This window comes from Dasania marina DSM 21967 (genome assembly GCF_000373485.1).
Lineage (GTDB): Bacteria > Pseudomonadota > Gammaproteobacteria > Pseudomonadales > Dasaniaceae > Dasania > Dasania marina.
In genome coordinates this window covers 249,082-272,496 of sequence record NZ_KB891586.1, presented here as the reverse complement: position 1 = coordinate 272,496, position 23,415 = coordinate 249,082, and the positions used below count along the sequence as shown (strand labels likewise).

Below are 23,415 nucleotides of genomic sequence, written 5' to 3'. Positions count from 1 at the left end.
TAATAAATTTATTCAATAATAAATAGGTAAGCTTATGAGTGATTTAACCCTAGCGGATTGGCAACAGCGCGCAGCTGAACTCACAATTGAAGGTCGTGCCTTTATTAACGGTGAATACGTTAATGCACTATCAGGTAAAACCACCGTCAATATTAATCCGGCCAATGGCCAGAAATTAGCAGACATAGCCTGCTGCGGCCCTGAAGATGCCGAGATTGCAGTTAAGGGTGCACGTCAGGCCTATCGCTCGGGGGTGTGGTCTAAGCTAGCACCGGCAGAGCGCAAAAAAGTCATCGTACGTTGGGCTAACTTATTAGAAACGCATCAACAAGATCTGGCGCTGTTAGAAAGCCTAGATTGCGGCAAACCTATTTCCGATACCCTCTACGTAGACTCAGCTAGCGCTATTAACACCCTGCGCTGGAATGGCGAAGCCGTGGATAAAGTCTACGACGAAATTGCCCCTACCGGCCCTGGTGAGCTGGGTTTGGTTACGCGTATGCCCTTAGGTGTAGTCGTGGCCATAGTCCCTTGGAACTTTCCCTTAGCGACCACGGCTTGGAAGTTAGGCCCAGCGTTAGCAGTCGGTAATTCGGTGATTTTAAAACCCGCCTCTAATACCCCTTTAACAGCGTTACGCATAGCAGGCTTGGCCAAAGAAGCAGGTCTACCCGATGGCGTGTTACAGGTATTACCTGGGCCTGGTGGCAGCTTGGGTGAGGCGTTAGCCATGCACATGGATATAGACGGCCAAACCTTTACCGGCTCTACGCCAGTGGGCAAGTTATTGATGGAGTATTCAGCTAAGTCTAACTTGAAACGTACGTTCTTAGAGTTGGGCGGCAAGTCACCCAATATCGTGTTTGCCGATGCCGATTTAGATAAAGCCGCTAAAATGGCTGCGATGGCTATCTTCTATAACCAAGGTGAAACCTGCACCGCCGGTTCACGCTTATTGGTAGAAGAGTCGATTATCGATGAGTTTGTGGCTAAGGTGGCAGAAGCAGCCAAAGCGCACATGCCCGGTAATCCCTTAGACCCCAGCACGGTAATGGGCGCGTTAATTGATAAAAAACAATTCGACACGGTTGAGTATTATGTGGATGTCGCTCGCAAAGAAGGTGCTGAGTTAGTGTGTGGCGGTAAAGCTGCACAAGTGGTTGCGGGCGGTTACTACTACGAACCGACTATTTTTAAAGGCGTGAATAACCAAATGCAAGTCGCCCAAGAAGAAGTGTTTGGGCCTGTGTTAGTGGCTATCCCCTTTAAAGACGAAGCCGATGCGGTGGCCATAGCCAACGATTCTATTTATGGCTTAGCTTGCGGTATTTGGACTAATAACTTGGGCCGCGCCCATAGAGTGGCCGCTGAAATAGAAGCGGGCTCAGTATGGGTGAATAATTATTTTGGCGGTGATATTACCGTGCCCTTTGGTGGTTTTAAACAGTCAGGTAATGGCCGTGATAAGTCTTTGCACGCCTTTGATGATTACAGTGAATTGAAATCCACTTGGTTCGATATTAGTTGATTCATATTGCGTAATAGCGATCGTGTGAAGGTCGCTAGTTTAACAGTGAAAAAGCTCTTACCTAGGTAAGGGCTTTTTTATTGCCTGTGAGAAATATCCATTTGAGCTTACGGCGCTTTAAACCGAGGGCTGAGCCGGATGCCGCCGCTACATGGTCTGCCCCTCCGGGGTTTCCGCGTCCGCTACTGAGCCTTAAAGCGCTGCGCTGTCTCATCCACTCCCGCGGCCAGCCCTTTGATACTTCGCGACAGCACCCGACTCACCCCTCTAGCATCGTGCGTGTTTAATTTTTTCGCTAAGAAATATGCAGTGTGATGTCACTACGATATACAGGTAATGGCGCAAGGTTATTGCGGAATATCAAAGATGAGCGCTGAGGGCGCGACTGAGACCGGCAGCTTTCCCCGCAGGGGGCCGGGCTCAGTCGAGAGTGAAGGCAGCCCGGAGGGCCGCCATCATGCAGCAATGACCTTGGGCCATTGCCGGGTTAAAAAACCTTAGCCAGACCAGCAAGATAAGCATTGTGTTTTCGGATTTTACGACTGGCAACAATTTGGGCCAACACAATGCTTTACTAGTATCGAGGGCTGAGCCGAGTGCCGCCGCTACATGGTCTGGCCCCTCCGGGGTTCCCGTGTCCGCTACTGAGCCTTAAAGCGCTGCGCTGTCTCATCCGCTACCGCGGCCAGCCCTTTGATATTTCGCGACAGCACCCGGCTCACCCCTCTAGCATCACGCGTGTTTAATTTTTTCGCTAAGAAATATGCAGTGTGATGTCACTACGATATACAGGTAATGGCGCAAGGTTATTGCGGAATATTAAAGATGAGCGCTGAGGGAGCGACTGAGACCGGCCGCTTTCCCCGCAGGGGGCCGGGCTCAGTCGAGAGTGAAGGCAGCCCGGAGGGCCGCCATCATGGAGCAATGACCTTGTGCTATTGCGGAGTTAAAAACTTTAACCTCAGCATCGTGCGTGTTTTATTTTTGTTATTAGTCTGTTTTTATATAGGGCAGCTCATTTCCCCTAGGCGTTCGGTTAAGGCCATATTTTCACGGTAATCTATGGGGATAACCACCAAACTGGGGCCTTTTTCCGCGAGGGCTTTTGCCAATGTTGCTTTTAAGTCGACGCTATTCTCTACGCGGTGGCCGTGCCAGTTAAAGGCAGAGGCCAGTTGTAGCCAATTGGGATTGGTAAAGGATAGATCGGTGTGTTTGTTAAATTCGTTGGTTTGTTTCCAGGCAATTAAACCGTAGCCGCCATCTTCCCAAACCATGACTGTCATATTGCAGTTAAGCCTATAGGCGGTTTCCATTTCTTGCACGTTCATCAGAAAGCCACCATCGCCAGCTATGGCTAAAATATTGCGGTCGGGATGTACCAAGCTGGCCGCTATGGCACCGGGTAGGGCAAAGCCCATAGAGCAAAAACCGTTGGGGATTAAGCAGGTGTTGGGTTCGTGGCATTGGTAGTGCCGCGCTATCCACATTTTGTGCGCGCCTACATCCGATAGCAAAATATCGTGAGGGCCCATTACCGCTCTAACATCGCACAGGGCTTTTTGGGGTTTAATAATGCCCTCAGTAATGTCGTCGGCGTAATGATTTAAATCATCGGTCATGTCACGGCGTACCGCCTGCTGCCTAGTGGTGTCAAAGCTGTAGCCTTCGGCATCGATGCGCTCATTTAGCATCCACAGGGCATGGGCTAAATCACCGACTACTTCAATTTGCGGTTGATAGTTTTCATCAATTTCAGCGGGTAAAAAATCTATGTGTACGATGTCTTTGGCGCGGTCGTTATTCCACAGCTTAGGATGGTATTCCACCATGTCATAGCCCAGAGTGATCACTAAGTCAGCCGCGTCTATGGCGCAGGCCGGTATGTCTTTAGCGCCTAGGCCTATGGTGTATAGGCAGTAGGGCGCGTCCATATCGACTGAGCCTTTAGCCATAAAAGTGCTGAGTACACCGATTTGGGTTTTTTCACACAGCAGTCGTAATTGCTTGCTGGCGCGGCGGCGTATACAGCCATTGCCGGCAATAATAATAGGGTTTTTGGCCTGCTTAATACGAGCAAAAGCCTGGTCCATGATTTTATCGGCAGGCACTGGGCGGCGATATTTTTGCACCGGTAATGGCGTTTTATCGCAGGGTAGCTTGGCTATGTCTTCGGGTAATTCTATATGGACTGCGCCGGGCTTTTCAGTGCGCGCTAGGCGTACCGCTTTACGCATAATCTCGGGGATGTTTTCGGGGTGCCAAATAGTGGTAGCCCATTTGGTGACAGGCTCAAACATATGCACCACATCCATGACTTGATGGGATTCTTTATGCAGGCGGGTGGAGGCCGCTTGGCCAGTTAATACCAGCATAGGCGCCCTATCCATATTCGAGTCGGCGACACCGGTGATTAAGTTGGTTGCCCCTGGGCCTAAGGTACCTAAACAGCCAGCGGGGTTGCCGGTAAGGCGGCCGTAGATTTCGGCCATAAAGGCCGCGCCTTGTTCGTGGCGGGTGAGGATGAATCGTATTTGCTCGGAGTGCTCCAGCGACATCATAAAGTCGGCGTTTTCTTCGCCGGGCACACCAAAAATATATTCTATGCCTTCTTCTTCTAGGCATTTCACCATTAGGTCTGACGCTTTCATACTTGCTCCTGCTATTGATTAATAGTTTGAGCATAGACTAATTTTAGATAAGCGTATGAATTATAAGCATCTTTTCTAGTGGTGAGATTTACGGCTAATGGTTACCACATTAAATCATCGGGTATTTGGTAATCGGCGTAGGGATCGTCTTCGTCTATGGTTTCTTGTTTGTGATTGATTAGCACTATCACAGAGGCATCGCGTTGTTTGATTTTATCGGCAACCACGGCAGGCACTAAGTGGTACTTATCGCCGAGTTTAGCGATAGCAATTAAACCTTTACTGAGCTGGGTTTGCAGTAAGGGTGTGATATAGGTTTTTTTAATTTTCTTACCATCGGTAAATTGATAGGCAATGTCGCCATCCGCCGTTGCGATACGGTGGTTATTAATCAATTGAATAATTTGTGCCTGTATCGCTTTTTGCTCAGCCTGCTGTTGTTGTTGCTTGTTTAGCGCTTTTGCTTTTGCAGCTTTTGCGGCCAGAGCTTGTTGTGCCAGTTGCTTAGTCTCATCCTGCGGTGCGTTCCCCTTGGGTTGTTGCTTGGCTTGCTTGCGCTGTTCCTGCTTGAGTTTTTTGGCTTTTTTGGCGTCGACTACGCCAGCTTTCAGTAATTGATCTTGTAGTGAGGCCATGCGGCAACCTTATATAGCGCTGTGAATAGGGGGTATTATCGGTAATGCCGCCTAGCTAGGCAATAGGGCTAGTGGCTTTGGGAAGGCGTTCTAAGTTTAGCAGTAAGTTTTTTAAATCACTCAGTTTAAGTGGCTTGGTGAGGTAGTGATTCATGCCTGCCTCATAGGCTTGTTGCCTAAACTCGCTTAGGGCATGAGCGGTTAACGCCGCAATCTGTAAATGGCTGCTGGCATAGCTCAGCTGCCTGATTTTGCGGCTGGCGGTGAAACCATCCATTACCGGCATATCACAATCCATCAATATTAGGTCGTAGCGGCCTTTATTGTGCTGAAATTTTTCTAACGCTTCTAAACCATTAGCGCATAAATCGGGGCTAATACCACACTGTGTTAGCAAACCCTGTATAACCAAGCGGTTGGTGGGGTTGTCTTCGGCAACTAAGACGTTCAAGAGCGGTGCGTTGTGCTGCTGGTTTGAGTGTAGGCTGGTCGATAAAATGCCCTTGTTGTCAGCTGGTATGCTTGGTTGGGGAGCCGGGTGCATAGGCAGAGTAACTAAGACTTTAGTACCTTTGCCCAAGGCACTGCTGGCCTTTATGCTGCCCTGCATTAAGTCGACAATATTTTTGCATATGGGTAAACCTAACCCGGTGCCTTCAGTGATATTACCGCGGCTGAGGGTTTGCTCAAAGGGCTCAAACAGTAGGGGGATAGTCTTGGGGTCTATACCTATACCGGTATCGGTCACGCTAAAAAACCACTGCTGTTGATCTAGCGCGCCGTAGCTAACGGTAATGCTACCTTGCTCGGTAAACTTGAGGGCATTGGCGATTAAGTTCATCAGCACTTGTTTAAGCCGGTGATTATCTAGCATGAGATGCTCGGGTAATCCCTGCTCTTTTTTTAGAATAATCTCGATTTTTTTGTGATGAGTTTGCTGCAATAGCCAAATCACACTACTAAATAACTCATGAATAGCTGTGGGGCTGGTGATGAGCTGTAGTTTGCCGGCATTGAGTTTTGAATAGTCTAAAACATCGTTAATAATGGTGAGCAATAGCCCGCCGGAATCACGTATGGTGTCTAAATAAGATTGCTGTTGAGGGGTTAGTGGCGTGGCGTAGAGCAGCTCTACCATGCCTAGTACACCATTCATGGGGGTGCGTATTTCATGGCTAATGGTGGCTAGTAGTTGGCTTTTGGCTTTGCTGGCGGCATTGGCTTCGATAATTTTACTTTCTACTTCTATGTGTTTTTTATTGGCGATAAGCTGGGCCGTTAGGTCGGCGAGTTCACTGGCGTGGGCTATATCTTCTATGGCCCAGCGCCTAGCATGGCCTACCATTTCGTAGCAGATCACCCCTATGACTTCACCCGCTAGGCGTATACTGACATCTAACATGGCGGTGACCCCAGTTTTGGGCGCGTAGGCAGGGATAAACTCTTGGGTGCGTTGGTCTTCAGTTATGTCGCTAATGTCCATCGCGCGGCCTACGCGTACGGCCTTAAAGTATTCGGGATAATCGGCTTCAGCTAAGCTTATATTGCTGGAGTGGCTACGGCTGCTTTTTTCGTACAGATTAATTAAGTCTATGGCATCTTGTTGCTGGTTGAATAGCCATAAGCTAACCCTATCAACATTAAGGGTTAGTGCTGATTGCTCAGCAAGCAATTGATTAAATGGTATGAGTTCGCCTAAGGCTAAATGCTTGCTACTGGCTAGTGATAATAAAAGCTGTTGATGTTGTTTGGTTTTTTCTAGTTGTTTGGTTTTTGGGGTTAAATCACTAATAAAGCCTACTAGTTCGGTGAGCTGGCCATTATCGTATACCCCTACACCATGCTCCCAGACATAATGTGTCTCTCCCGATTTATTGATGATGCGATACTCAATATCGTATTCAGCTTTCTGGCTAAGCTTTGTTTGAATTTCATTCCAACAGGGTTGCTGGTCGTCGGGGTGGATTAAGTTATTTAGGGGCAGTTGATCTTGAATAAAATCAGCTACGCTGTAACCGGTAAGGTTTTTGATGCCGTCGGTAACTTCTATCATGCTACGCGGCTGTTGGTTTTTACAGCGGTAGGCGGCCCCCGGAAGTTTATTAAATAGGGTGTTAGAAATGGGATGGCTGTAATGAGGCATGTGTTTTAATTATGTCGCTGCGTATTCAAACTAAGAATTTTTTAATCAATATAGATAGAGTAGCTCGGCTAGTCCACTGATGATTAACTTTTGCGACGCGAATGAGGCCGTAAGTCTAGGGGGGGGGGTAAATATTTTTTGGTGGTAAAAATAAACATGCAGCCAAAATGCTGCATGTTTATGGTAGTACAGGTTATTTCGATTTATTTCGCGGCCGGATAAACCACTTTTCCGCCTAAGTAAGTTTGAGCAACCTTGATCTTATGTATTTCGTGCGTAGCTACCTCAAAAATATTATCTTCTAGCACCACAAAGTCCGCGAACTTACCTACGGTAATGGAGCCAATGCTATCTTCCATATGCATTTGGTAAGCTCCTTCTATAGTGTAGCCGCGTATCAGTGTGGCTAGGTCTAAGCGCTCTTTAATATTGGGCTGTACCTTGGCGTTGGGTTCGCCAGCGCTTTGGCGAGTGTGGCCTATCTCCATATTAAATAGCGGCGACATGCCTAAGGTGCCCGCACCGGTAGCGGGGTAGTCGCTGCCGAAGGCCATTTTTATGCCCGCTTGTTTGAAGCTGTTAAAACGGAAATAGCGGTTAAACTGGTCCTTGCTAACAAATTGCTCACCGAAGTCATCATAAGAGGCCCACAGCGGGGTGCTTTGTACGGTGACGCCTAGCTCGGCGAAGCGTTTGATTTCTTGATCGCGTATCACTTGCACATGGCAAATAGCGTGGCGGCTAGTGCTGTTGGGGTAAGCTTTTTTGGCGACTTCGATGGCGTTTAAAGCATCGGCGATAGCGCGCTCGCCTAGAGAGTGTATGTGCACATCCACATTATTGGCGGTGGCTTCGGTGACCATGTGGTCCATTTGTGCTTGAGTAAATACATGGGTACCTTTATTGCCCGGCTCGCCTTGGTAGTCCTCAAACATACCAGCAGTGCGACCTTCTATGGTGCCATCGTCCATAATTTTTAAGGTGTTGATGTGATACAGGGGGCGTTTGGTGTTTTTTCTTTTTTCTAGTACTTGCGCTATTGCCGTATCGTAGCCTTCGGGTGTCATGGCGGCGTGTGAGCCCACCATGCGCACGGTGAAGTCACCTTGTTCATAGAGTTTGTCCAACATGTCAATTTGGATATCACCTACACTTAACGCACCAGCGTCAAACACGGCGGTAATCCCGTAGCTGTTCATTATGTCGAATACATCTGCAGTACCTAGGGCAACGCTATCAGCATTAATAACATCTAGTTTATCCATGGCTGCGGTAGCAGCGTCTTCTAGGAAGTAGCCGGTGGGGCTGCCCTGTGCGTCACGTTTGTAATAGCTAAAGCCGGGCATGATATCGGGGGTATCTTTATTAATGCCTAATAGCTGCATGGCCTTGGTGTTAGCCCAGCCACCGTGAAAACCTTCATCCATAATAAAGACGGGTTTGTCAGCAACAGCCTGATCTAATAAAGCGGCAGTGGGGCCTTCGGGGCCAAAGGCGCTAGCTAAAAATCCATAGCCAAAGAGGATTGGGGATTCAGGATTGGCTGCGGCGTAACCCGCTACAGCTTTAACCCAGTCTTCGGGGTTGGCATAGGTATCTAGCGATAGGCTGCGTACAAAAGCGCCACCGGCGGCAGGGTGGGCATGGGAGTCTATGAATCCGGGCAGTAACATTTTGCCGGCCAAATCCTGCTGTTGGGTATCATCGCCTAGCCATTGCTTGGCGTCTTGATTGCTGCCTACAAAAACGATTTTGCCGTCTTTTACGGCTACGGCTTCAGCCCAGGGCTGTTGCTCATCGACGGTATAGACTTTGGCGTTGCTTAACACTAAATCCGCAGCTAGCTGTGTGGCCGGCGGGGTACCGGGTGAACAAGCGGCTAGGGCACAGCTTAGGGCAGTTAGCCCCAACTGTTTGAGATGGCTTGGGTTGAGGATTGTCATGGAAGGCTCCGGCTATTCTATTTTTCGTAAGTAAAAGCTTATTTTGAGGGTTTAATATAATCGCTTCTAAGCGTTTTGGCTATAGGGGGGAAAGTGAGGGAAAGTTTTTATCGCTGTGGTGGCTGCATTTAATTTTAAAATCCGTAGAATTGGCCACTCTAAGAAGAAGGGTAATATATGAGTGAAGTTATATCAGCAGGCCGGGCTCACGGTGATCAATTAATCGATCTTTACGTCCAGGATGACGCTTTAGCGGCCGCCAAAGAACAGGCTAAACACAACCTGTCTTGGGATTTAACGAAGCGCCAAATGTGCGATATAGAGTTATTACTTAATGGTGCCTTCTCGCCTTTAGAGGGTTTTATGGGCGAGGCCGATTACAACACGGTACTAGACAATATGCGTCTGGCCGATGGCACGCTATGGCCCATGCCCATCACCTTAGATGTTTCAGCCAGTTTTGCCGAGCAAATCGCTAGCGGCCAAACCATTACTCTGCGCGACGCCGAGGGGGTGGTAATTGCCAATATGACGGTTAGTGATTGCTGGCGGCCTGATAAAGCCCGCGAAGCTGAGGCTGTTTTTGGCAGCAGCAAAGACTGTCACCCTGGAGTGCATTATCTCAATGCCGAAGCTGGTGGCTACTATCTAGGTGGCCGTTTAGTGGGGGTGACACCACCACTGTATTACGACTTTAAACAATACCGTGACAGCCCCGCCTCCCTACGTGCAAAATTTGCCAGCTGGGGCTGGAACAATGTTATTGCTCTGCAAACCCGCAACCCCATGCACCGCGCCCACGTCATTATGACTAAGCGCCTAATGGCCGAAAACAACGCCAATTTTGTTATCCATACTGCCGTGGGCATGACCAAACCCGGTGACCTTGATCATTACTGCCGGGTGCGTTGCTACGAAAAAGTGTTAAAGCGCTATCCCGCAAGTTCCGCACAATTAAGCTTAGTGCCCTTGGGTATGCGTATGGCAGGCCCTAGAGAGGCCTTATGGCAGGCCATTATTCGACAAAATTACGGCTTTAGTCATTTTGTGGTAGGCCACGATCACTCCGGCCCTGGTTTAAATGATGAAGGCTGCGCGTTTTATGCCCCCGAAGCTTCACAACAATTGGTGTTGTCTTTTCAAGATGAGTTGAACATCAAAGTGTTGCCCGCGCCTTTTTTGCTCTATGCGCAAGGGCGTGAGGAATTTTGTGAACAGGGGCAGTTATTGCCGGGTGAAGAAGGTCTTTATATTTCGGGATCCGAGCTGCGTGAAATATTGAAGCGTGGTGATGACGTGCCTGACTGGTTTGCTTTTCCTGAAATAGTAGAAGAATTACAGCACACCATGCCGCCTCGCTCCAAACAGGGTTTTACCGTGTTTTTTACCGGCCTGTCTGGCTCAGGTAAATCTACCTTGGCCAATGGCTTAATGGTACGTTTGCGCGAACGCGGTGGCCGTCATGTCACCTTGCTAGATGGTGATGTGGTGCGTAAAAACCTCTCTAGTGAATTAAGCTTTTCTAAGGAACACCGTGAGCTGAATATACAGCGCATAGGGTATGTTGCTAGTGAAATTACCCGAAATGGTGGTGTGGCTATATGCGCCCCCATCGCGCCTTACCTAGCAGGGCGGCGTAGCGTGCGTAACCTGATTGCAGGTGTAGGTACCTTTATAGAGATACATGTATCCACTCCCATAGAGGTGTGTGAAGGTCGTGACCGCAAGGGTTTATATGCCATGGCTAGAGCAGGCAAGGTTAAAGGCTTTACCGGCATAGATGACCCTTATCAAGAACCAGAAAATCCAGAAATGCGTATAGATACCTCACAGCATGAAATGGCGGAGGCTATTGAGATGGTTATGGCGCGTTTAGAATCCATAGGCGTGATTTAAGCATAAGCTTTGCTACACTGTTGCTAGTGCATCATTTGCTGGTCGTCGTGAATGGATGTTCTTTAACGCTAACAAACATAAAAGAGAAACTATGATGAAAATAACATTACTAATAAGCGTGTTAAGTCTTTTAATTACCTTCCCTGCTTTTGCCGACAAACCCGAATGGGCAGGCAAAGGCAAACCCACCGCCGAGCAGAAAGAAACCCATAAAGCGGCTATGCAAGCCAAAGGTGATGATGCCGATGAACTAGAAGACGAGATGGACGAGAAAAAAGACAAGCTTAAAAAAGAAAAGCGTAAACAAGATAAGAAAGCCAAAAAAGCCAAAGAAAAGGCCATGAAAGATAAGGACGACGCAGAAGACAAGGTCGATGATATGGACGACAACATGGATGAAAAAAAAGCCAAGCACAAAGAAAAAAATAAAAACATGAGCGATAAAGCCGAGCAGGTTCAAAAAGAAGCGGATAAAGGTTCTGAAAAAGGTAAGGAAGCGCGCCAAAATCGCAAAAAATGGTGGCAGGTTTGGGAAAGCGACGAGACTGCCCCTGCTCAAGATGGCCAGTAAGTTTATATTGCCCTCAGGCTTAGGTGATAAGCTTTAATGAGTTGCTGGGAACCTGTAAATAGAGCCTGAATGTTTTTGGCGACTGTGTTTAGCGGTTGTAGAGGGTAAACGCAGGCCAGCCATGACGGTTAATACCTAAATATTTAGGCTTATTCTCTGTTAATGCTGAATAAGAGTACTGCTAAGTACCCAAACTTACATCTTCCAACGTATAAAGGCTTAGCAAGCTATGAACAGCTGGTTTCTAAAAACCTAGGTGACCCGTTGTTAGCTAATCCTGATCTTGCTGAAATCGAAGATTTGTTTATAGCAGACTATAAAGCTGCCGACGGCCCTAACGATAGAGCTATTTTTATGCGTCATGAGTCAGAGGGGCGCTTGCACTGTGATGTAGTCGTGTATTTGTCGCCACCGCTGTATGCGCTAGCAGCAGAGCTTGATGCTCAACCTTGCCGGCCGCCGGTAATCAATGGTTTAAGCCTGTTGGTGGGGCCCGAGCGGGCTTGGCCGTTATTATTCCCTGAGTTTATTCCTTAAACCCTCTTCTTACATCCCAATCCTTAGCCATAAGCTATATAGCTACATAACGGCAGGCGCAAAATTATAGATAAACGCTACACTGAATAGCAGTTGCAATAGTTTTTCTATGGAACAACCTAAGGATGAGGGAGGAATATGAAACGAGTGGTTTTATATCTGTTGCTAGTTTTAATGGCTAACACTGCTTTCGCTGAACCGTTTAAAGTGGTTTATCATATTAATGAAAGGGAAAAGATGGGTATGTTGCTAGCAAGTGTCGATGAACTACTGCAAACAGACCCTGATGCCGATATTAAAGTGGTGGTGCATGGCTCCGCTATTTTAAAGTTGATTAATAGCAGCTCTTATAATAGACAGATTAAAAATTTAATGAGTAGAGGTGTAGCTGTCGGTGGTTGTAATAATTCAATATTAAAAAATAGTCTGCCAAAGGATAGTCTTATTAAGGGGGTGGGGCTGTTGGAAGACGGAGGGGTAAGAGAATTGTTGCTACTGCAGCAGCAGCAGGGTTATTTATATATAAAAATTTAAGGCTGAGCGTTCACACCATAAGCTCAGATGTTTTTTCCTGTATGTGCTCGCTTGGTCCAGCCATGTTTTGTGTATGTAGTTTAAAGCGTAGCCACAGCGTGAAGCTGGCTACAGCAAGCCCTATTAATATGCCATACCATAAGCCCACAGGCCCCATGGGGCTAGGGGTTAAATAATATCCGTAACAAAAGCTTAAACCCAGTGGTAAACCTATCAGCCAGCCGCAGCCAGTAAATAAAAGATAGGGGACTTTTATGTCATGGTAGGCACGCATAATGGCCAGCATCACATACTGAAAACTATCCGGTAGTAGTAAGAACGCACTGGCTATCATAATGCTGTGAGCAATAGCGGTGGTGGCGCTGTCTTGGGTAAAAATACTTATAATAAATTCTGAGCCTGCGTATAAACTGAGCGCTAGAACTAGCGCTATGGTTAAAGTGCTGTAGATACCTGTGGTTATCGATAGTTGAATTTGTTGCCGGTTGTTTGCGCCTATAGCGGTAGCGGTGCGTATGGTAATGGCCTGTGATAGTGAAAATATTAAAACAAAAATTACTTCATATAAGGTTCTTGCCATTTGATTGGCGGCCACCGCTTCTGTGCTATTTGTGGCCAATATTAATGCTACTGACACAAAGATAAGATTTTCCGACATGGCGCCTATGCCTACGGGCAGGCCTTTTAGCATTAGCGATTTTATTTCGTGGTAGTTAAAACGCTGGCGACATCGCAATAACTTGTAAGGGCTAAAGCTGGGGTGTTTAATTAATAGTAAAAAACAGCTCAGCATGACTATAGATGTTAGTAAGGTGGCATAGGCACAACCCACACCGCCTTGCGCGGGGATGATCCAAAATCCAAAGACCAGGAAATAATTGGCTAAGGCGTTAAATCCTAACCCTATAACAGCAATAATCATTGCTAAGTTGGGCTTAGCAATACCTTCAGAAAATAAGGTTAAGCTGGTGAATAAGGCCCAAAAAAACATGGCGGGTGCCAGCCATGTTATATAAGCACTGGCTACCTGTTGTGCTTTTGGGGTTAATGAAAAATAGGGCACTAGGTAATGTGCAGAAAAAATAACTAGACTCAGTAATAAACCCCAACAAGCGGCTAGATATAAGCCGTTTTGTAAAATTTTGTCTAGTTGTTTGGTTTGCTGGCCACCTATATGCCTAGCTGCGTAGGTGGCAATAATAATTAAGGCGCCAAAATTAAAGACGATTAAGGGGCTCCAAAAAGCAGCACCTAAAGAGACCCCTGCTAAGTCATCTAGGCTAGCGTGGGCGGAAAATAGCGCATCGGTAAAGGCCATGCCTATAGCGGCGGCTTCAGCTACAGCCATGGGTATGGCTAGTTGCAGTAGTTTAAAGAGTTCTTTTTTGTAGAGGGCAAAGCGCATGCTCTTAGGCCTCCTGCATGCGGCTATTAGTGTTTTTATTGACCACTAAGCTGGAGAGTAGATATTGGTAAAATAACCAGTTGGCTTTTTCCAGTTTTGTTAGCGGGCCCTGTGGTGCTTGCGCGGATGTTAGGCCTTTTATCCACGCCTGCATTAGTGCCTGGTCTTCTTGTTCGATAATGTTAAATTGTTGAAAAATCGTGTCTATGTCTGGGTTGTCGTCTTCGCCTTCAGGGACTAGTAGGAAGGCTTCAACCCTATGGCTATCTTTGTCCGTAGGGTAAATAATATTAATGTCGAAAAAACCACCCATAGTGCCTATAAGCAGGTTGGGGAATAGTGCGTAGTAAACAAAGCCTTGATAGTGCTGCTCTATGCTAGAGGGGGGAAATAAATCTAGCTTAATCGGCCCATGACTGCGGTCAATGTTTTTGCAGTAGGGGTTGATTAGTGCCGCATAACGCTGGTTACCATGATCTACATAGGTGCTACTGGCGCGAGATATTTTTTGAAAGCTATTAAAATGTGCGCCTATGTGATGATAGGATTCCATGGCAATTTCCATGGCCAATTTCCAATTACCTTGGTTGCTGGTTTTTGCGCTGCTCTGGTGTATGGCGTAGCGGCTAATATCGGCTTGTGATAATTGTTTCTCCAGAGCTTGTAGTTGCGTGGAGAATGCACCGGCTTGACCATTGATATTAATAAAAACAAAGCCCTGCCACTCATGTAGCCTATACTCTGGCAAGCTGGATTTTTTGTGTTGAGTGCTAAGCTGAGCATGAGGGGTATGGTTTAGTTGACCGTTGTTAATCTCGTAAGACCAGCGATGGAAGGGGCAGGTTATCTTCTCGATATTACCCTTGTCTGCGGAGATATCGGACTTGCTGTTTTTTTTAGCCAGCGTGGGGCAGGCAGCCATGTCCATGGCGCGGTGGCGGCAAATACGGCTATAGGCTCTCAGCTGCTGTTGTTCATCACGCAGTAGAATAAGTTTATGATCATAAATATCTTTTAAAACATAATCGCCGCAATTAGGTATCTCTTTAGCCAGTCCTAGGCAAAACCATTGCTCTTCAAAGCTGGAGCGTTTTTCCCAGTAAAAAAATGATTCGTCTGTATAGGTGTGAGCGGGTAGGGAATAGGCCTCACCTAGGGGTAATAGGCAACGTTGTAACTCCGCATTGAAGTCCATTTCATCATCCTTATGGCGCAGGCCGTGCCTGCGGCATTTTTAGGTGTTTTTGTTGTTGTTACTACTATCGGCGTAATATTTATTTTATTTAATTTTTTAAATGACTTAGCTTTGACTTAACCCTATTTTAAACCTGTAGAATAGTCTGCTACTGTGTTGTTTTGGTGGGGAGGTTGGTCGTAGAATAGCCAGACTATTGTTACGGCCAGAGCGGTGCTGCTAGAGAGGTTTGATGTGCTGTGGTATTAATATAAATAACTCGAGGATACAATTATGGAAATACAAAAATATATAGACGATTATATGCCTGTGGTTATGGAGTATGGCGTAAAGCTAGCGTTGGCTGTTGTTATATTTATAGTCGGTAAAATCATCGCTAAATACATTGCAAGCGCCGTGAAAGGCTCAATGGTAAAAAGTGGTGTGGATAGCACCATTAGTATTTTTGCTGCTAATTTAATCAATGGCCTGCTGCTAGCTTTTGTGGTGATTGCTGCGCTAGGGCAAATAGGCATACAAACGGCATCATTTGTCGCCATTGTTGGTGCGGCAGGTTTAGCTGTGGGTTTGGCCTTGCAGGGCTCGCTGGCAAATTTTGCCTCAGGTGTACTTATTATATTGTTTCGCCCCATTAAACTGGGCGATTTCATCGATGCCGGTGGCGTTATGGGGTCGGTAAAAAACATCAGTATTTTTAGCACTATTTTAAAAACGGGTGATAATAAAATCATTACAGTGCCAAATTCGCGTATTATGGGCGGGCCTATTACCAATTTCTCCACAGAGGCTACTAGGCGTATCGATTTAATTGTAGGTATATCCTATGATGCCGATATCCGTAGAGCTAAAGAAGTACTTAATGAAATTGTGGACGCGGATGAGCGGGTGTTAGCTGAGCCTGCGGTGACCATTGCAGTATCTGAGTTAGGTGAATCTTCGGTTAACTTTGTAGTACGCCCCTGGGTTAACTCAGCTGATTACTGGCCAACGAAGTTTGATATCACTGAAAAAATTAAGTTGCGATTTGATGAAGAGGGTATAGGTATACCTTATCCACAAATGGATGTGCACTTACACAAAGAAGTAAGCTAATAGTAAAGCTTATCAATAAAATTTGGAGTTTATTATGATGAAAACAACATTAGTTACAGCTATTGCCCTGTCTATAGGCAATATTGCTCTTGCTGACGACCATAGCGGCCAGTGGTATATCAACCCTATGGTAGGTCACCAAAAGCCCGATAACGAAAGAAAGCTAAATGAAGATGTAGTCTATGGCCTGGGTCTGGAGTATCAATATAACGAGTCGTGGGGTACTGAATTAAAATACCTGCAGGGTTCCATGGATAGCGAAGGCGCTCCGGGCAATGATGCTGACATGAAGCATTTACTGTTGGAGGGGATGTATTACTTAAATGCCTTAGGTAATAAAAAGTTTTCACCTTACTTGGCTTTAGGTTTGGGCCACCAAGAGTATGACTACGACTTATCAGATAAAAATGATGAAACTACAGCGACTTTTGGCCCCGGTTTTCGCTATGCTTTTAGTGACCGCTGGTCTACAAAAATTGACTACCGTCTGGTTCACGCCTTGGACCATAGTGAAAACGACGGTTTGTTAACCGTTGGCTTAAGCTATGCCCTAGGTAAAGCTGCTGCTAAGCCAATGGCTGCAAAAGCGACTGTAGTCGATGCCGATAAAGATGGCGTTATCGACAGCCAAGATCAATGCCCTAATAGCCCTATGGGTGTAGCGGTAGGCAGCAACGGTTGTGAGCTAGATTCTGATAGAGATGGGGTGGTTAACTCTAAGGATCAATGCCCTAATACGGCTGCAGGCGCTAAAGTTGATGCTAAAGGCTGTGCCGAAAAATTGACTCGCACTGAAACCATAGCCTTAAAGGTTTCTTTTGCCAGCAGCTCGGCACAACTGACCAACAACTTTATGCCTGAAGTCGAAAAAGCAGCGGCCTTTATGCGTAAATACGCATCGGTAACCGCGGTTATTGAAGGCCACACCGATAGCAGTGGTGGTGCCGCTTTTAACCAGCGTTTATCACAGAGTCGTGCTGAATCGGTACGTGATGTATTGATTAGCCAGTTTGGTATAGCCGCCAATCGTCTAAGCGCAGTAGGTTATGGTGAAGATAAGCCAGTAGCCGACAATGCCTCTGTCGAGGGCCGCAAAACTAATCGCCGGGTAGTAGCAGTATTTAAGGCGCAAGTAACGGAGTAATAGCGTGTTATTTTAGCCTATTAAAATCAAAGCCCGCCTCGTGCGGGCTTTTTTATTATTGGGTAAAGAAAGCATTGTTTGATCTATAAATAAGGTGTTGAATGGTGGTTACTCTTATGACCTGTTAAATAGGATGATAAGTTAAACACCATCTCAAGGAGTTTTTACATGAAATATATGAAAACACTATTATGTTTGTTACTCGCGACGTTGAGCCTAACTGTTTATAGCAGCGATACAGTCCCTGTACTTAATGCACCGTTAATTACCAGTTCTTCGATTAGCAATATTCGCCAGCCCGATGCGCAGGTATTTAGCAGCGGTCAGCCCAGCCAGGACGAACTGCAGCTGTTACAGCGGGCGGGCATTAAGCATATTGTTAATCTACGCCCCAGCGATGAAATAACTTGGGATGAGAAGGCCGCAGTTCTTGCTTTGGGAATGCAATATCACTCTATTCCGGTTGCCGGGGCCGCCGATATTACTGTAGAGAATGCGGAAAAGTTAGCGGATTTATTGTCGCAACTCGATGGCGAAGCCAGCTTATTGCATTGCGCTAGCGGCAATAGGGTGGGTGGCTTAATGGCGGTGATAGCCGCTAAGCTGCACGGTCAACCAATTGAGGATGCCTTACTGGAAGGGCAGCGCTGGGGTTTAACTGGATTGACACCGGTGGTGCGAGCTAAACTTTCTCAACATTAAGCAACTGTATTATTTAAACTATGCCTTTTATTTCCGTACGTGATATATCCCTTTATTACCAGATAAAAGGCAGCGGTCCTAAGTTGCTTTATATTAATGGCACTGGCGCAGATTTGCGCAACAAGCCTAATATTTTTGATTCGGTTTTAGCTGAGCACTTTACTATTCTGGCTTTTGATCAGCGCGGCCTAGGGCAAAGTGGCAAGCCTGATTATCCTTACAGCTTGCAAGATTATGCCGATGATATAGCGGCATTATTAGTGGCGTTAGAGTGGTCGTCCTGCTCGGTGATGGGTGTTTCTTTTGGCGGCATGGTGGCGCAACACTTTGCGCTGAGCTATCCACAGCGGGTGCAGCGTTTGGTGTTGGCTTGTACTTCAAGTGGCGGTGAGGGCGGCGGCTCTTTTGCTATGCATAGCCTAGATGCTCTGCCACCCTATGAGCGAGCTAAACGTTTCTTAGAGCTAAGTGATACTCGCCGTGACCTGTCATGGCAGCTCAGCCATACCGATACTTTTCAGCGCTTAATCGATTATCAGTTAGCCACTAAAGCAATAGGCGAAAAAGAGCCTAACCATGAAATAGGTAGGCAGCGCCAACTAGCAGCCAGAATAGGCCATGATACCTACCAACGTTTACCACAGTTAAATATGCCAGTATTAATTTGCGGCGGCCGCTTTGATGGCATAGCGCCTGTGGCTAATTTACACGCCATGCATCAGCAAATCCCGCAGTCACATTTGCAATTATTTAGCGGCGGCCATTTATTTTATCTACAAGATCGGCGCGCTTTTAAACGCATTAGTCGTTTTTTAATGGGCGAGCACGATGGGGAGTAGCAATAGGTGATTGTGGTGTTAGCTTAGCTAGGGGCGGGGTTATTTTTAGATGAAAGGATTACCCTGAATATTGTTATAGGGGGTGTATTAATTTTGGCCGATGTCTATTTGAGAACCCGCTTGGTAGCGCGATTTTTAAGCGTAAAAAACACAAATAAGCCTATAAAATAAGCGTTTATTTACACGGGTTCATTTTTAATCATAATGCTGAAGGGCCTATAGCTGGTACCTTCGCCAGCTTTATCACTGGACTCTGCACAGACTTATCCACAGATATTGTGGATAACAGAAAAGAATGAAAAGTGAGCTAAAAAATAAGTTGCAAGCTGCAAGAGAAAAGAAAAGGCTTGCGAGGTTTAGGTATAACGTTAAGCTTTTTACAGCTTACAGCTTACAGCTTACAGCTTACAGCTTACAGCTTGTTAGAGCGCTATCGCCAGCTCTCTTCCGGTCATCAGTGTGATCAGCTGTTCTAATAAATCCCAGCTATTGGCTTTGCTCATGCCTTTGGCCGATTGGTCTATATCGTTGGCCAGCTGTATCAGTCTGGTTATACGAGACAGGGACAGTTTTTGCAGGGCTATTTTGGTAATGCGCTTGCGGCTATCCCAGATACGTTGGTTTTGTAATACTCTGTCTATGCCGTGGCCATCACCTATTTGCTGTGCGCAGGCGTAAAGGTTGCGTAGCTCGCGGGTAAATAGTGGCAGTATGGCGAACACTTGATTACCTTCAGACTTTAAACCTTGCAGCATTTTTAAGGCGCTGAGGGTGTCGCCTTCTAGGCAGCTATCAATCAAACCAAAAATATTATAACGGGCGCTGTCGGCTACCGCGGCCATAACCGTCTCTACGGTGATGGTTTCCTGCTCGGCATAAAGTTGCAGTTTGTGTATCTCTTGCGAGGCGGCCAGTAAATTGCCCTCTACTCTATCGGCTAATAGCTCTATGGCGTCGGGATTGGCTTGCATGCCTAGTGCGCGCAGGCGTTGTTCTATCCAGCGTGGCAGGTCGCGGGCATTAATAGGCCATAGTTGTACTGAGGCGCCAGCGGCTTCTACGGTTTTAAACCATTTACTGCGCTGGCTGGCGGATTCAATTTTTCCGCAAATAATCAGTAAAACATTATCGGGGCTGGGGTTGGCAACGTAATCGACTAGCGCTTTTGAGCCTGCTGTGCCGGGCTTGCCGGTGGGCATGCGCAGTTCAATAATTTTTCGGTCGGCAAATAAGGAAATAGATTGGTTACTAGCATATAACTCTTCGCCGGTAAAATTATTTTCTACGTGAATAATGTCGCGGTCACCAAAGCCTTGGGCTTTACAGGCACGGCGAACATGGTCAGCGCATTCCTGAATTAACAGTGGCTCATCGCCGTGTAGTAAATAGACGGGCAATAGTTGTTTTTTTAATTGTTGGGCTAATTGCTCGGCTTTGATTTTCATAGTTAAGGCTGGCTGTTAGTCGCAGGCTTGGGTGTGGTTTTTTTAGCGAGCTTATTTAATTCGCGGGCAAAGTCAAAACGGCTAATCTGCCTAGCAATTTTTTGCGCCAGCGCCAACAGCATTTCTTGCTGTATTAGCTCGGTTTCTTCGGTGCTGCTAATGACCTTGTTGGGGTCATTGGGCAGCGCCTTGTATTCGCTAAGCGTAATAGGCCCCATAACGGTTTGGCCTATGGGGTTACGCAGATCAAAGATAACCGTTTCTATTAATTGATACTCCGCCACGCTGGCACCTGCGCCCAAGCTTAATACCCGGCGTTCGCGCTGCTGCGTGAGTATATGGATTTGAAAGCCTTGGGTTTGTTCTTGCTTAGCTATATAGCGGCCTTGGTCGCTAAGGGTTTCGGCGTTAATCACTTGCTCGCTGGCAAGCTGGGCATCATCGGCGACTTCAACCTGTTGGCTGCTAAGGCTGTTTCTTAGGGCGATGCTTAAGGGCGAATAACTATTGGCCGAGCGTATGCTAATAGGTTCGGCGCCGGCGGGCAGCTCTAGGTTGCCGCGCAACTGAAAACCACAGGCGCTAAGGAATAATACAATTGCGAATGCAGCATAAGGTTTAGTGGTTTTCAGCATAAGGTTTCCCTGTGGGCTTATTATTTAACAGCGATGGTAACCAGTTTACCGGGTATGACTTTTTGCATTTTAATTTCTTTGCCTTCAAGAAATGTTTGTACCCGCTCATCGGCCATAGCCAACGCTAATACCGCTTCTTGGCTGGCGTCGGCGGCTACTTCAATTTTAGCGCGTACCTTACCGTTGATCTGTACCACCATTTCTATGCTGCTACGCACCAACGCTTTCTCATCGACCTTAGGCCAAGGTGCATCAATAACCGCTGTGCTGTGGCCTAAGTTTTGCCATAAGGTGTGGCAAATGTGAGGCACTATAGGCGACAGTAATAACACGATGGCTTCTATGGCTTCGCGCTCTACGGCTAAACCTTGGCCGTCACGATCTTGAAACTTATTTAAGTCGTTGGTGAGTTCCATAATCGCAGCTATTGCCGTGTTAAAGGTTAGACGTCTATCGCAGTCGTCGCTGACTTTGGCTATGGTCTCGTGAGTTTTGCGGCGTAGGTCTTGTTGTGCGCTGCTTAAGTTCTTTTTGTCTAATGCGGGGATTGCACCGCTGTCGCTGTGCTTGTGGATAATTTTCCATAAACGGTTGAGGTATTTCGATGAGCCACCTACCGCTGAGTCCGACCACTCCAGTGATTGCTCTGGCGGTGCTGCAAACATAATAAACAGGCGCACGGTATCGGCACCGTATTGCTCTATCATTTGCTGCGGGTCTACGGTATTGCCTTTGGACTTAGACATTTTGGTGCCGTCTTTTAACACCATGCCCTGGCATAACAAACGGTCAAAGGGCTCGTCGCAATTCACTAGGCCTTCGTCGCGCATGAGTTTGTGGAAGAAGCGCGCGTATAGCAAATGCAAAATTGCGTGCTCTATACCGCCTACGTATTGATCGACTGGCAGCCAGTAGTTGGCGGCGTCGCTGTCTATCATGCCGTCTTCGTAATTGGGGTTGGTGAAGCGTGCGTAATACCAAGAGGATTCCATAAAGGTATCGAAGGTATCAGTTTCGCGTTCTACCGGTTTGCCGTCCGGGGTGCCATCAAGAGTATCTTTACACCATTCGGGATCGCTCTTGAGGGGAGAGTTGACGCCATCCATTACTACATCGGTAGGTAGTAGTGCGGGTAGGCGATCGGCCGGTATTGGAATTTCACCGCCCTCGGGTAAATTAAACATGGGGATAGGTGATCCCCAGTAGCGCTGGCGTGATACACCCCAATCGCGCAGGCGATAGTTGGTGGTGCGCTTGCCTTTTTTAAGGGCCACTAACTTGTCGGCGATGGCGTCAAAGGCGGCTTCAAAGTCTAGGCCATCAAACTCACCGGAGTTGATGGTGGTGGTATTGCCTTTGCGGGCATACCAATCGGTCCACACGCTGCTATCAAAAGCCGAGTCGTCTTTTTTGTTGCTGGCGATGACTTGAGTAATCGCTAAGTCGTATTTATTGGCAAAGGCAAAGTCGCGCTCGTCGTGGGCGGGTACGGCCATGACTGCACCTGAGCCGTAATCCATTAATACATAGTTGGCTACCCAAACCGGTACTAGCTCACCGGTAATGGGGTGTAGGGCATTGATGCCGGTGTACACCCCTTTTTTATCCATGGTGGCCATGTCGGCTTCGGCCACTGAGCTAACTTTACACTCTTGCACAAAGGCGGCTAATTCGGCGTTGTTTTTGGCTAGTGCCAAGCTGATGGGGTGCTCAGCCGCTAGGCTCACATAGGTTGCGCCCATTAAGGTGTCGGGGCGGGTGGTGTATACCTCAAAACTTTTTATATCGGCGACATCACTTTCTAGGGCGAAAGTCATTTCTACCCCTTCCGAGCGGCCTATCCAGTTGCGCTGCATAGTTTTAACTTGCTCGGGCCAACCGTCTAGCTGGTCTAGATCTTCTAACAATTGGTCGGCGTATTCGGTGATTTTAATAAACCACTGGGGAATTTCTTTTTTTACCACCTGGGTATCACAGCGCCAGCAGCAACCGTCTATTACTTGCTCGTTAGCGAGTACGGTTTCATCGACGGGGCACCAGTTGACGGCTGAGGTTTTTTTGTACACTAAACCTTTTTCGTACAGGCGAGTGAAGAACCATTGCTCCCAGCGATAGTAATCGGGCTTGCAGGTGGCCATTTCGCGGGTCCAATCGTAGGCGAAACCTAATTGCTTGAGCTGATCGCGCATATAGGCGATGTTTTCATCGGTCCACTTGGCGGGGGCGGTGTTGTTTTTGGCGGCAGCGTTTTCGGCGGGCAGGCCAAAGGCATCCCAGCCCATGGGCTGTAAAACGTTTTTGCCCAACATGCGTTGGTAGCGTGAGATGACATCGGCAATGGTGTAGTTGCGCACATGGCCCATGTGTAGCCTGCCGCTGGGGTAGGGGAACATAGCCAGGCAGTAGTATTTGTCTTTATTGGTATCGACGTCTACTTCAAAGCTTTTGTTGCTGGCCCAGTACTGCTGTGCCTGTTGCTCTATCTCTTTGGGGGAATACTGTTCTTGCATGTTTGGCCTT

General features: G+C 47.1%; 18 protein-coding genes. 9 read left to right on the top strand and 9 right to left on the bottom strand.

The window, feature by feature from the left end; translation table 11 throughout:
* The first annotated feature begins 34 nt into the window (after positions 1–34).
* A complete protein-coding gene (locus tag B067_RS0114100; RefSeq protein ID WP_019530732.1) occupies positions 35–1,528 on the top strand; it encodes an aldehyde dehydrogenase in 1,494 nt (497 codons plus the stop codon).
* A gap of 1,001 nt (positions 1,529–2,529) precedes the next feature.
* Here the strand turns inward: B067_RS0114100 and B067_RS0114095 are convergent.
* The 4 genes from B067_RS0114095 to B067_RS0114075 form a co-directional block, all read right to left on the bottom strand.
* Complete coding sequence (locus B067_RS0114095) at positions 2,530–4,179, bottom strand: acetolactate synthase large subunit (RefSeq protein WP_019530731.1); 1,650 nt, start codon at positions 4,177–4,179, stop codon at positions 2,530–2,532.
* Between the two features lie 101 nt (positions 4,180–4,280).
* Complete coding sequence (locus B067_RS0114090) at positions 4,281–4,814, bottom strand: DUF2058 domain-containing protein (RefSeq protein ID WP_019530730.1); 534 nt, start codon at positions 4,812–4,814, stop codon at positions 4,281–4,283.
* A gap of 55 nt (positions 4,815–4,869) precedes the next feature.
* Positions 4,870–6,867 carry an ATP-binding protein gene (locus B067_RS21390; RefSeq protein ID WP_169335580.1) on the bottom strand — a complete coding sequence of 666 codons (1,998 nt, stop codon included), beginning with the start codon at positions 6,865–6,867 and terminating at the stop codon, positions 4,870–4,872.
* Positions 6,868–7,160: 293 nt separating this feature from the next.
* The gene (locus B067_RS0114075; RefSeq protein ID WP_019530727.1) at positions 7,161–8,900 is read right to left on the bottom strand and encodes an amidohydrolase; all 1,740 of its coding nucleotides are present in this window, start codon (positions 8,898–8,900) and stop codon (positions 7,161–7,163) included.
* Between the two features lie 177 nt (positions 8,901–9,077).
* Between B067_RS0114075 and B067_RS0114070 the strand changes: the two genes are divergently transcribed.
* From B067_RS0114070 to B067_RS0114055, 4 genes are all read left to right on the top strand, one after another.
* Positions 9,078–10,796, top strand: coding sequence for a bifunctional sulfate adenylyltransferase/adenylylsulfate kinase (locus B067_RS0114070; protein WP_019530726.1), 1,719 nt, complete (start codon positions 9,078–9,080; stop codon positions 10,794–10,796).
* Between the two features lie 91 nt (positions 10,797–10,887).
* Positions 10,888–11,367: a hypothetical protein gene (locus tag B067_RS20575; protein WP_156820850.1), complete on the top strand. Its 480-nt coding sequence runs from the start codon at positions 10,888–10,890 to the stop codon at positions 11,365–11,367.
* A gap of 162 nt (positions 11,368–11,529) precedes the next feature.
* A complete protein-coding gene (locus B067_RS0114060) occupies positions 11,530–11,904 on the top strand; it encodes a hypothetical protein (protein WP_019530724.1) in 375 nt (124 codons plus the stop codon).
* Between the two features lie 138 nt (positions 11,905–12,042).
* Positions 12,043–12,438, top strand: a complete 396-nt coding sequence (locus B067_RS0114055; protein WP_019530723.1) for a DsrE family protein — start codon at positions 12,043–12,045, stop codon at positions 12,436–12,438.
* A 10-nt stretch (positions 12,439–12,448) separates the two neighbouring features.
* On the opposite strand, the gene B067_RS0114050 is transcribed toward B067_RS0114055, so the two are convergent.
* On the bottom strand, positions 12,449–13,843 hold the full coding sequence (locus tag B067_RS0114050; RefSeq protein ID WP_019530722.1) for an MATE family efflux transporter: 1,395 nt from the start codon (positions 13,841–13,843) through the stop codon (positions 12,449–12,451).
* A 4-nt stretch (positions 13,844–13,847) separates the two neighbouring features.
* Complete coding sequence (locus B067_RS0114045; RefSeq protein WP_019530721.1) at positions 13,848–15,038, bottom strand: aromatic ring-hydroxylating oxygenase subunit alpha; 1,191 nt, start codon at positions 15,036–15,038, stop codon at positions 13,848–13,850.
* A 273-nt stretch (positions 15,039–15,311) separates the two neighbouring features.
* Between B067_RS0114045 and B067_RS0114035 the strand changes: the two genes are divergently transcribed.
* The 4 genes from B067_RS0114035 (at position 15,312) to B067_RS0114020 (ending at position 18,815) form a co-directional block, all read left to right on the top strand.
* Positions 15,312–16,130: a mechanosensitive ion channel domain-containing protein gene (locus B067_RS0114035; RefSeq protein ID WP_019530719.1), complete on the top strand. Its 819-nt coding sequence runs from the start codon at positions 15,312–15,314 to the stop codon at positions 16,128–16,130.
* A 34-nt stretch (positions 16,131–16,164) separates the two neighbouring features.
* Positions 16,165–17,274 (top strand): OmpA family protein, encoded by a 1,110-nt coding sequence (locus B067_RS0114030; protein WP_051083856.1) that lies wholly within the window; start codon positions 16,165–16,167, stop codon positions 17,272–17,274.
* A gap of 168 nt (positions 17,275–17,442) precedes the next feature.
* Positions 17,443–17,976: a protein tyrosine phosphatase family protein gene (locus tag B067_RS0114025; protein WP_019530717.1), complete on the top strand. Its 534-nt coding sequence runs from the start codon at positions 17,443–17,445 to the stop codon at positions 17,974–17,976.
* Positions 17,977–17,996: 20 nt separating this feature from the next.
* Entirely contained in the window at positions 17,997–18,815 is an 819-nt protein-coding gene (locus B067_RS0114020) for an alpha/beta fold hydrolase (protein ID WP_019530716.1), read from the top strand.
* Positions 18,816–19,237: 422 nt separating this feature from the next.
* Here the strand turns inward: B067_RS0114020 and holA are convergent, their stop codons facing one another.
* Genes holA through leuS form a run of 3 tightly spaced genes read right to left on the bottom strand, consistent with a single transcriptional unit; the run spans position 19,238 to position 23,405 of the window.
* Positions 19,238–20,260: a DNA polymerase III subunit delta gene (holA, locus tag B067_RS0114015; protein ID WP_019530715.1), complete on the bottom strand. Its 1,023-nt coding sequence runs from the start codon at positions 20,258–20,260 to the stop codon at positions 19,238–19,240.
* A 2-nt stretch (positions 20,261–20,262) separates the two neighbouring features.
* On the bottom strand, positions 20,263–20,895 hold the full coding sequence (locus B067_RS0114010; RefSeq protein ID WP_019530714.1) for an LPS-assembly lipoprotein LptE: 633 nt from the start codon (positions 20,893–20,895) through the stop codon (positions 20,263–20,265).
* Between the two features lie 20 nt (positions 20,896–20,915).
* A complete protein-coding gene (gene leuS, locus B067_RS0114005) occupies positions 20,916–23,405 on the bottom strand; it encodes a leucine--tRNA ligase (RefSeq protein WP_019530713.1) in 2,490 nt (829 codons plus the stop codon).
* Positions 23,406–23,415: the final 10 nt, after the last annotated feature.

Excerpts from the sequence above, each read along its gene's own strand:
- B067_RS21390 (WP_169335580.1), bottom strand. The coding sequence starts at position 6,867 with ATGATAGAAGTTACCGACGGCATCAAAAACCTTACCGGTTACAGCGTA.
- B067_RS0114075 (WP_019530727.1), bottom strand. The coding sequence starts at position 8,900 with ATGACAATCCTCAACCCAAGCCATCTCAAACAGTTGGGGCTAACTGCC.
- B067_RS0114025 (WP_019530717.1), top strand. The coding sequence starts at position 17,443 with ATGAAATATATGAAAACACTATTATGTTTGTTACTCGCGACGTTGAGC.
- holA (WP_019530715.1), bottom strand. The coding sequence starts at position 20,260 with ATGAAAATCAAAGCCGAGCAATTAGCCCAACAATTAAAAAAACAACTA.
- B067_RS0114070 (WP_019530726.1), top strand. The coding sequence starts at position 9,078 with ATGAGTGAAGTTATATCAGCAGGCCGGGCTCACGGTGATCAATTAATC.
- B067_RS0114095 (WP_019530731.1), bottom strand. The coding sequence starts at position 4,179 with ATGAAAGCGTCAGACCTAATGGTGAAATGCCTAGAAGAAGAAGGCATA.
- B067_RS0114100 (WP_019530732.1), top strand. The coding sequence starts at position 35 with ATGAGTGATTTAACCCTAGCGGATTGGCAACAGCGCGCAGCTGAACTC.
- leuS (WP_019530713.1), bottom strand. The coding sequence starts at position 23,405 with ATGCAAGAACAGTATTCCCCCAAAGAGATAGAGCAACAGGCACAGCAG.
- B067_RS0114045 (WP_019530721.1), bottom strand. The coding sequence starts at position 15,038 with ATGGACTTCAATGCGGAGTTACAACGTTGCCTATTACCCCTAGGTGAG.
- B067_RS0114030 (WP_051083856.1), top strand. The coding sequence starts at position 16,165 with ATGATGAAAACAACATTAGTTACAGCTATTGCCCTGTCTATAGGCAAT.
- B067_RS0114010 (WP_019530714.1), bottom strand. The coding sequence starts at position 20,895 with ATGCTGAAAACCACTAAACCTTATGCTGCATTCGCAATTGTATTATTC.
- B067_RS0114020 (WP_019530716.1), top strand. The coding sequence starts at position 17,997 with ATGCCTTTTATTTCCGTACGTGATATATCCCTTTATTACCAGATAAAA.
- B067_RS0114050 (WP_019530722.1), bottom strand. The coding sequence starts at position 13,843 with ATGCGCTTTGCCCTCTACAAAAAAGAACTCTTTAAACTACTGCAACTA.
- B067_RS0114060 (WP_019530724.1), top strand. The coding sequence starts at position 11,530 with ATGCTGAATAAGAGTACTGCTAAGTACCCAAACTTACATCTTCCAACG.
- B067_RS20575 (WP_156820850.1), top strand. The coding sequence starts at position 10,888 with ATGATGAAAATAACATTACTAATAAGCGTGTTAAGTCTTTTAATTACC.
- B067_RS0114090 (WP_019530730.1), bottom strand. The coding sequence starts at position 4,814 with ATGGCCTCACTACAAGATCAATTACTGAAAGCTGGCGTAGTCGACGCC.
- B067_RS0114055 (WP_019530723.1), top strand. The coding sequence starts at position 12,043 with ATGAAACGAGTGGTTTTATATCTGTTGCTAGTTTTAATGGCTAACACT.
- B067_RS0114035 (WP_019530719.1), top strand. The coding sequence starts at position 15,312 with ATGGAAATACAAAAATATATAGACGATTATATGCCTGTGGTTATGGAG.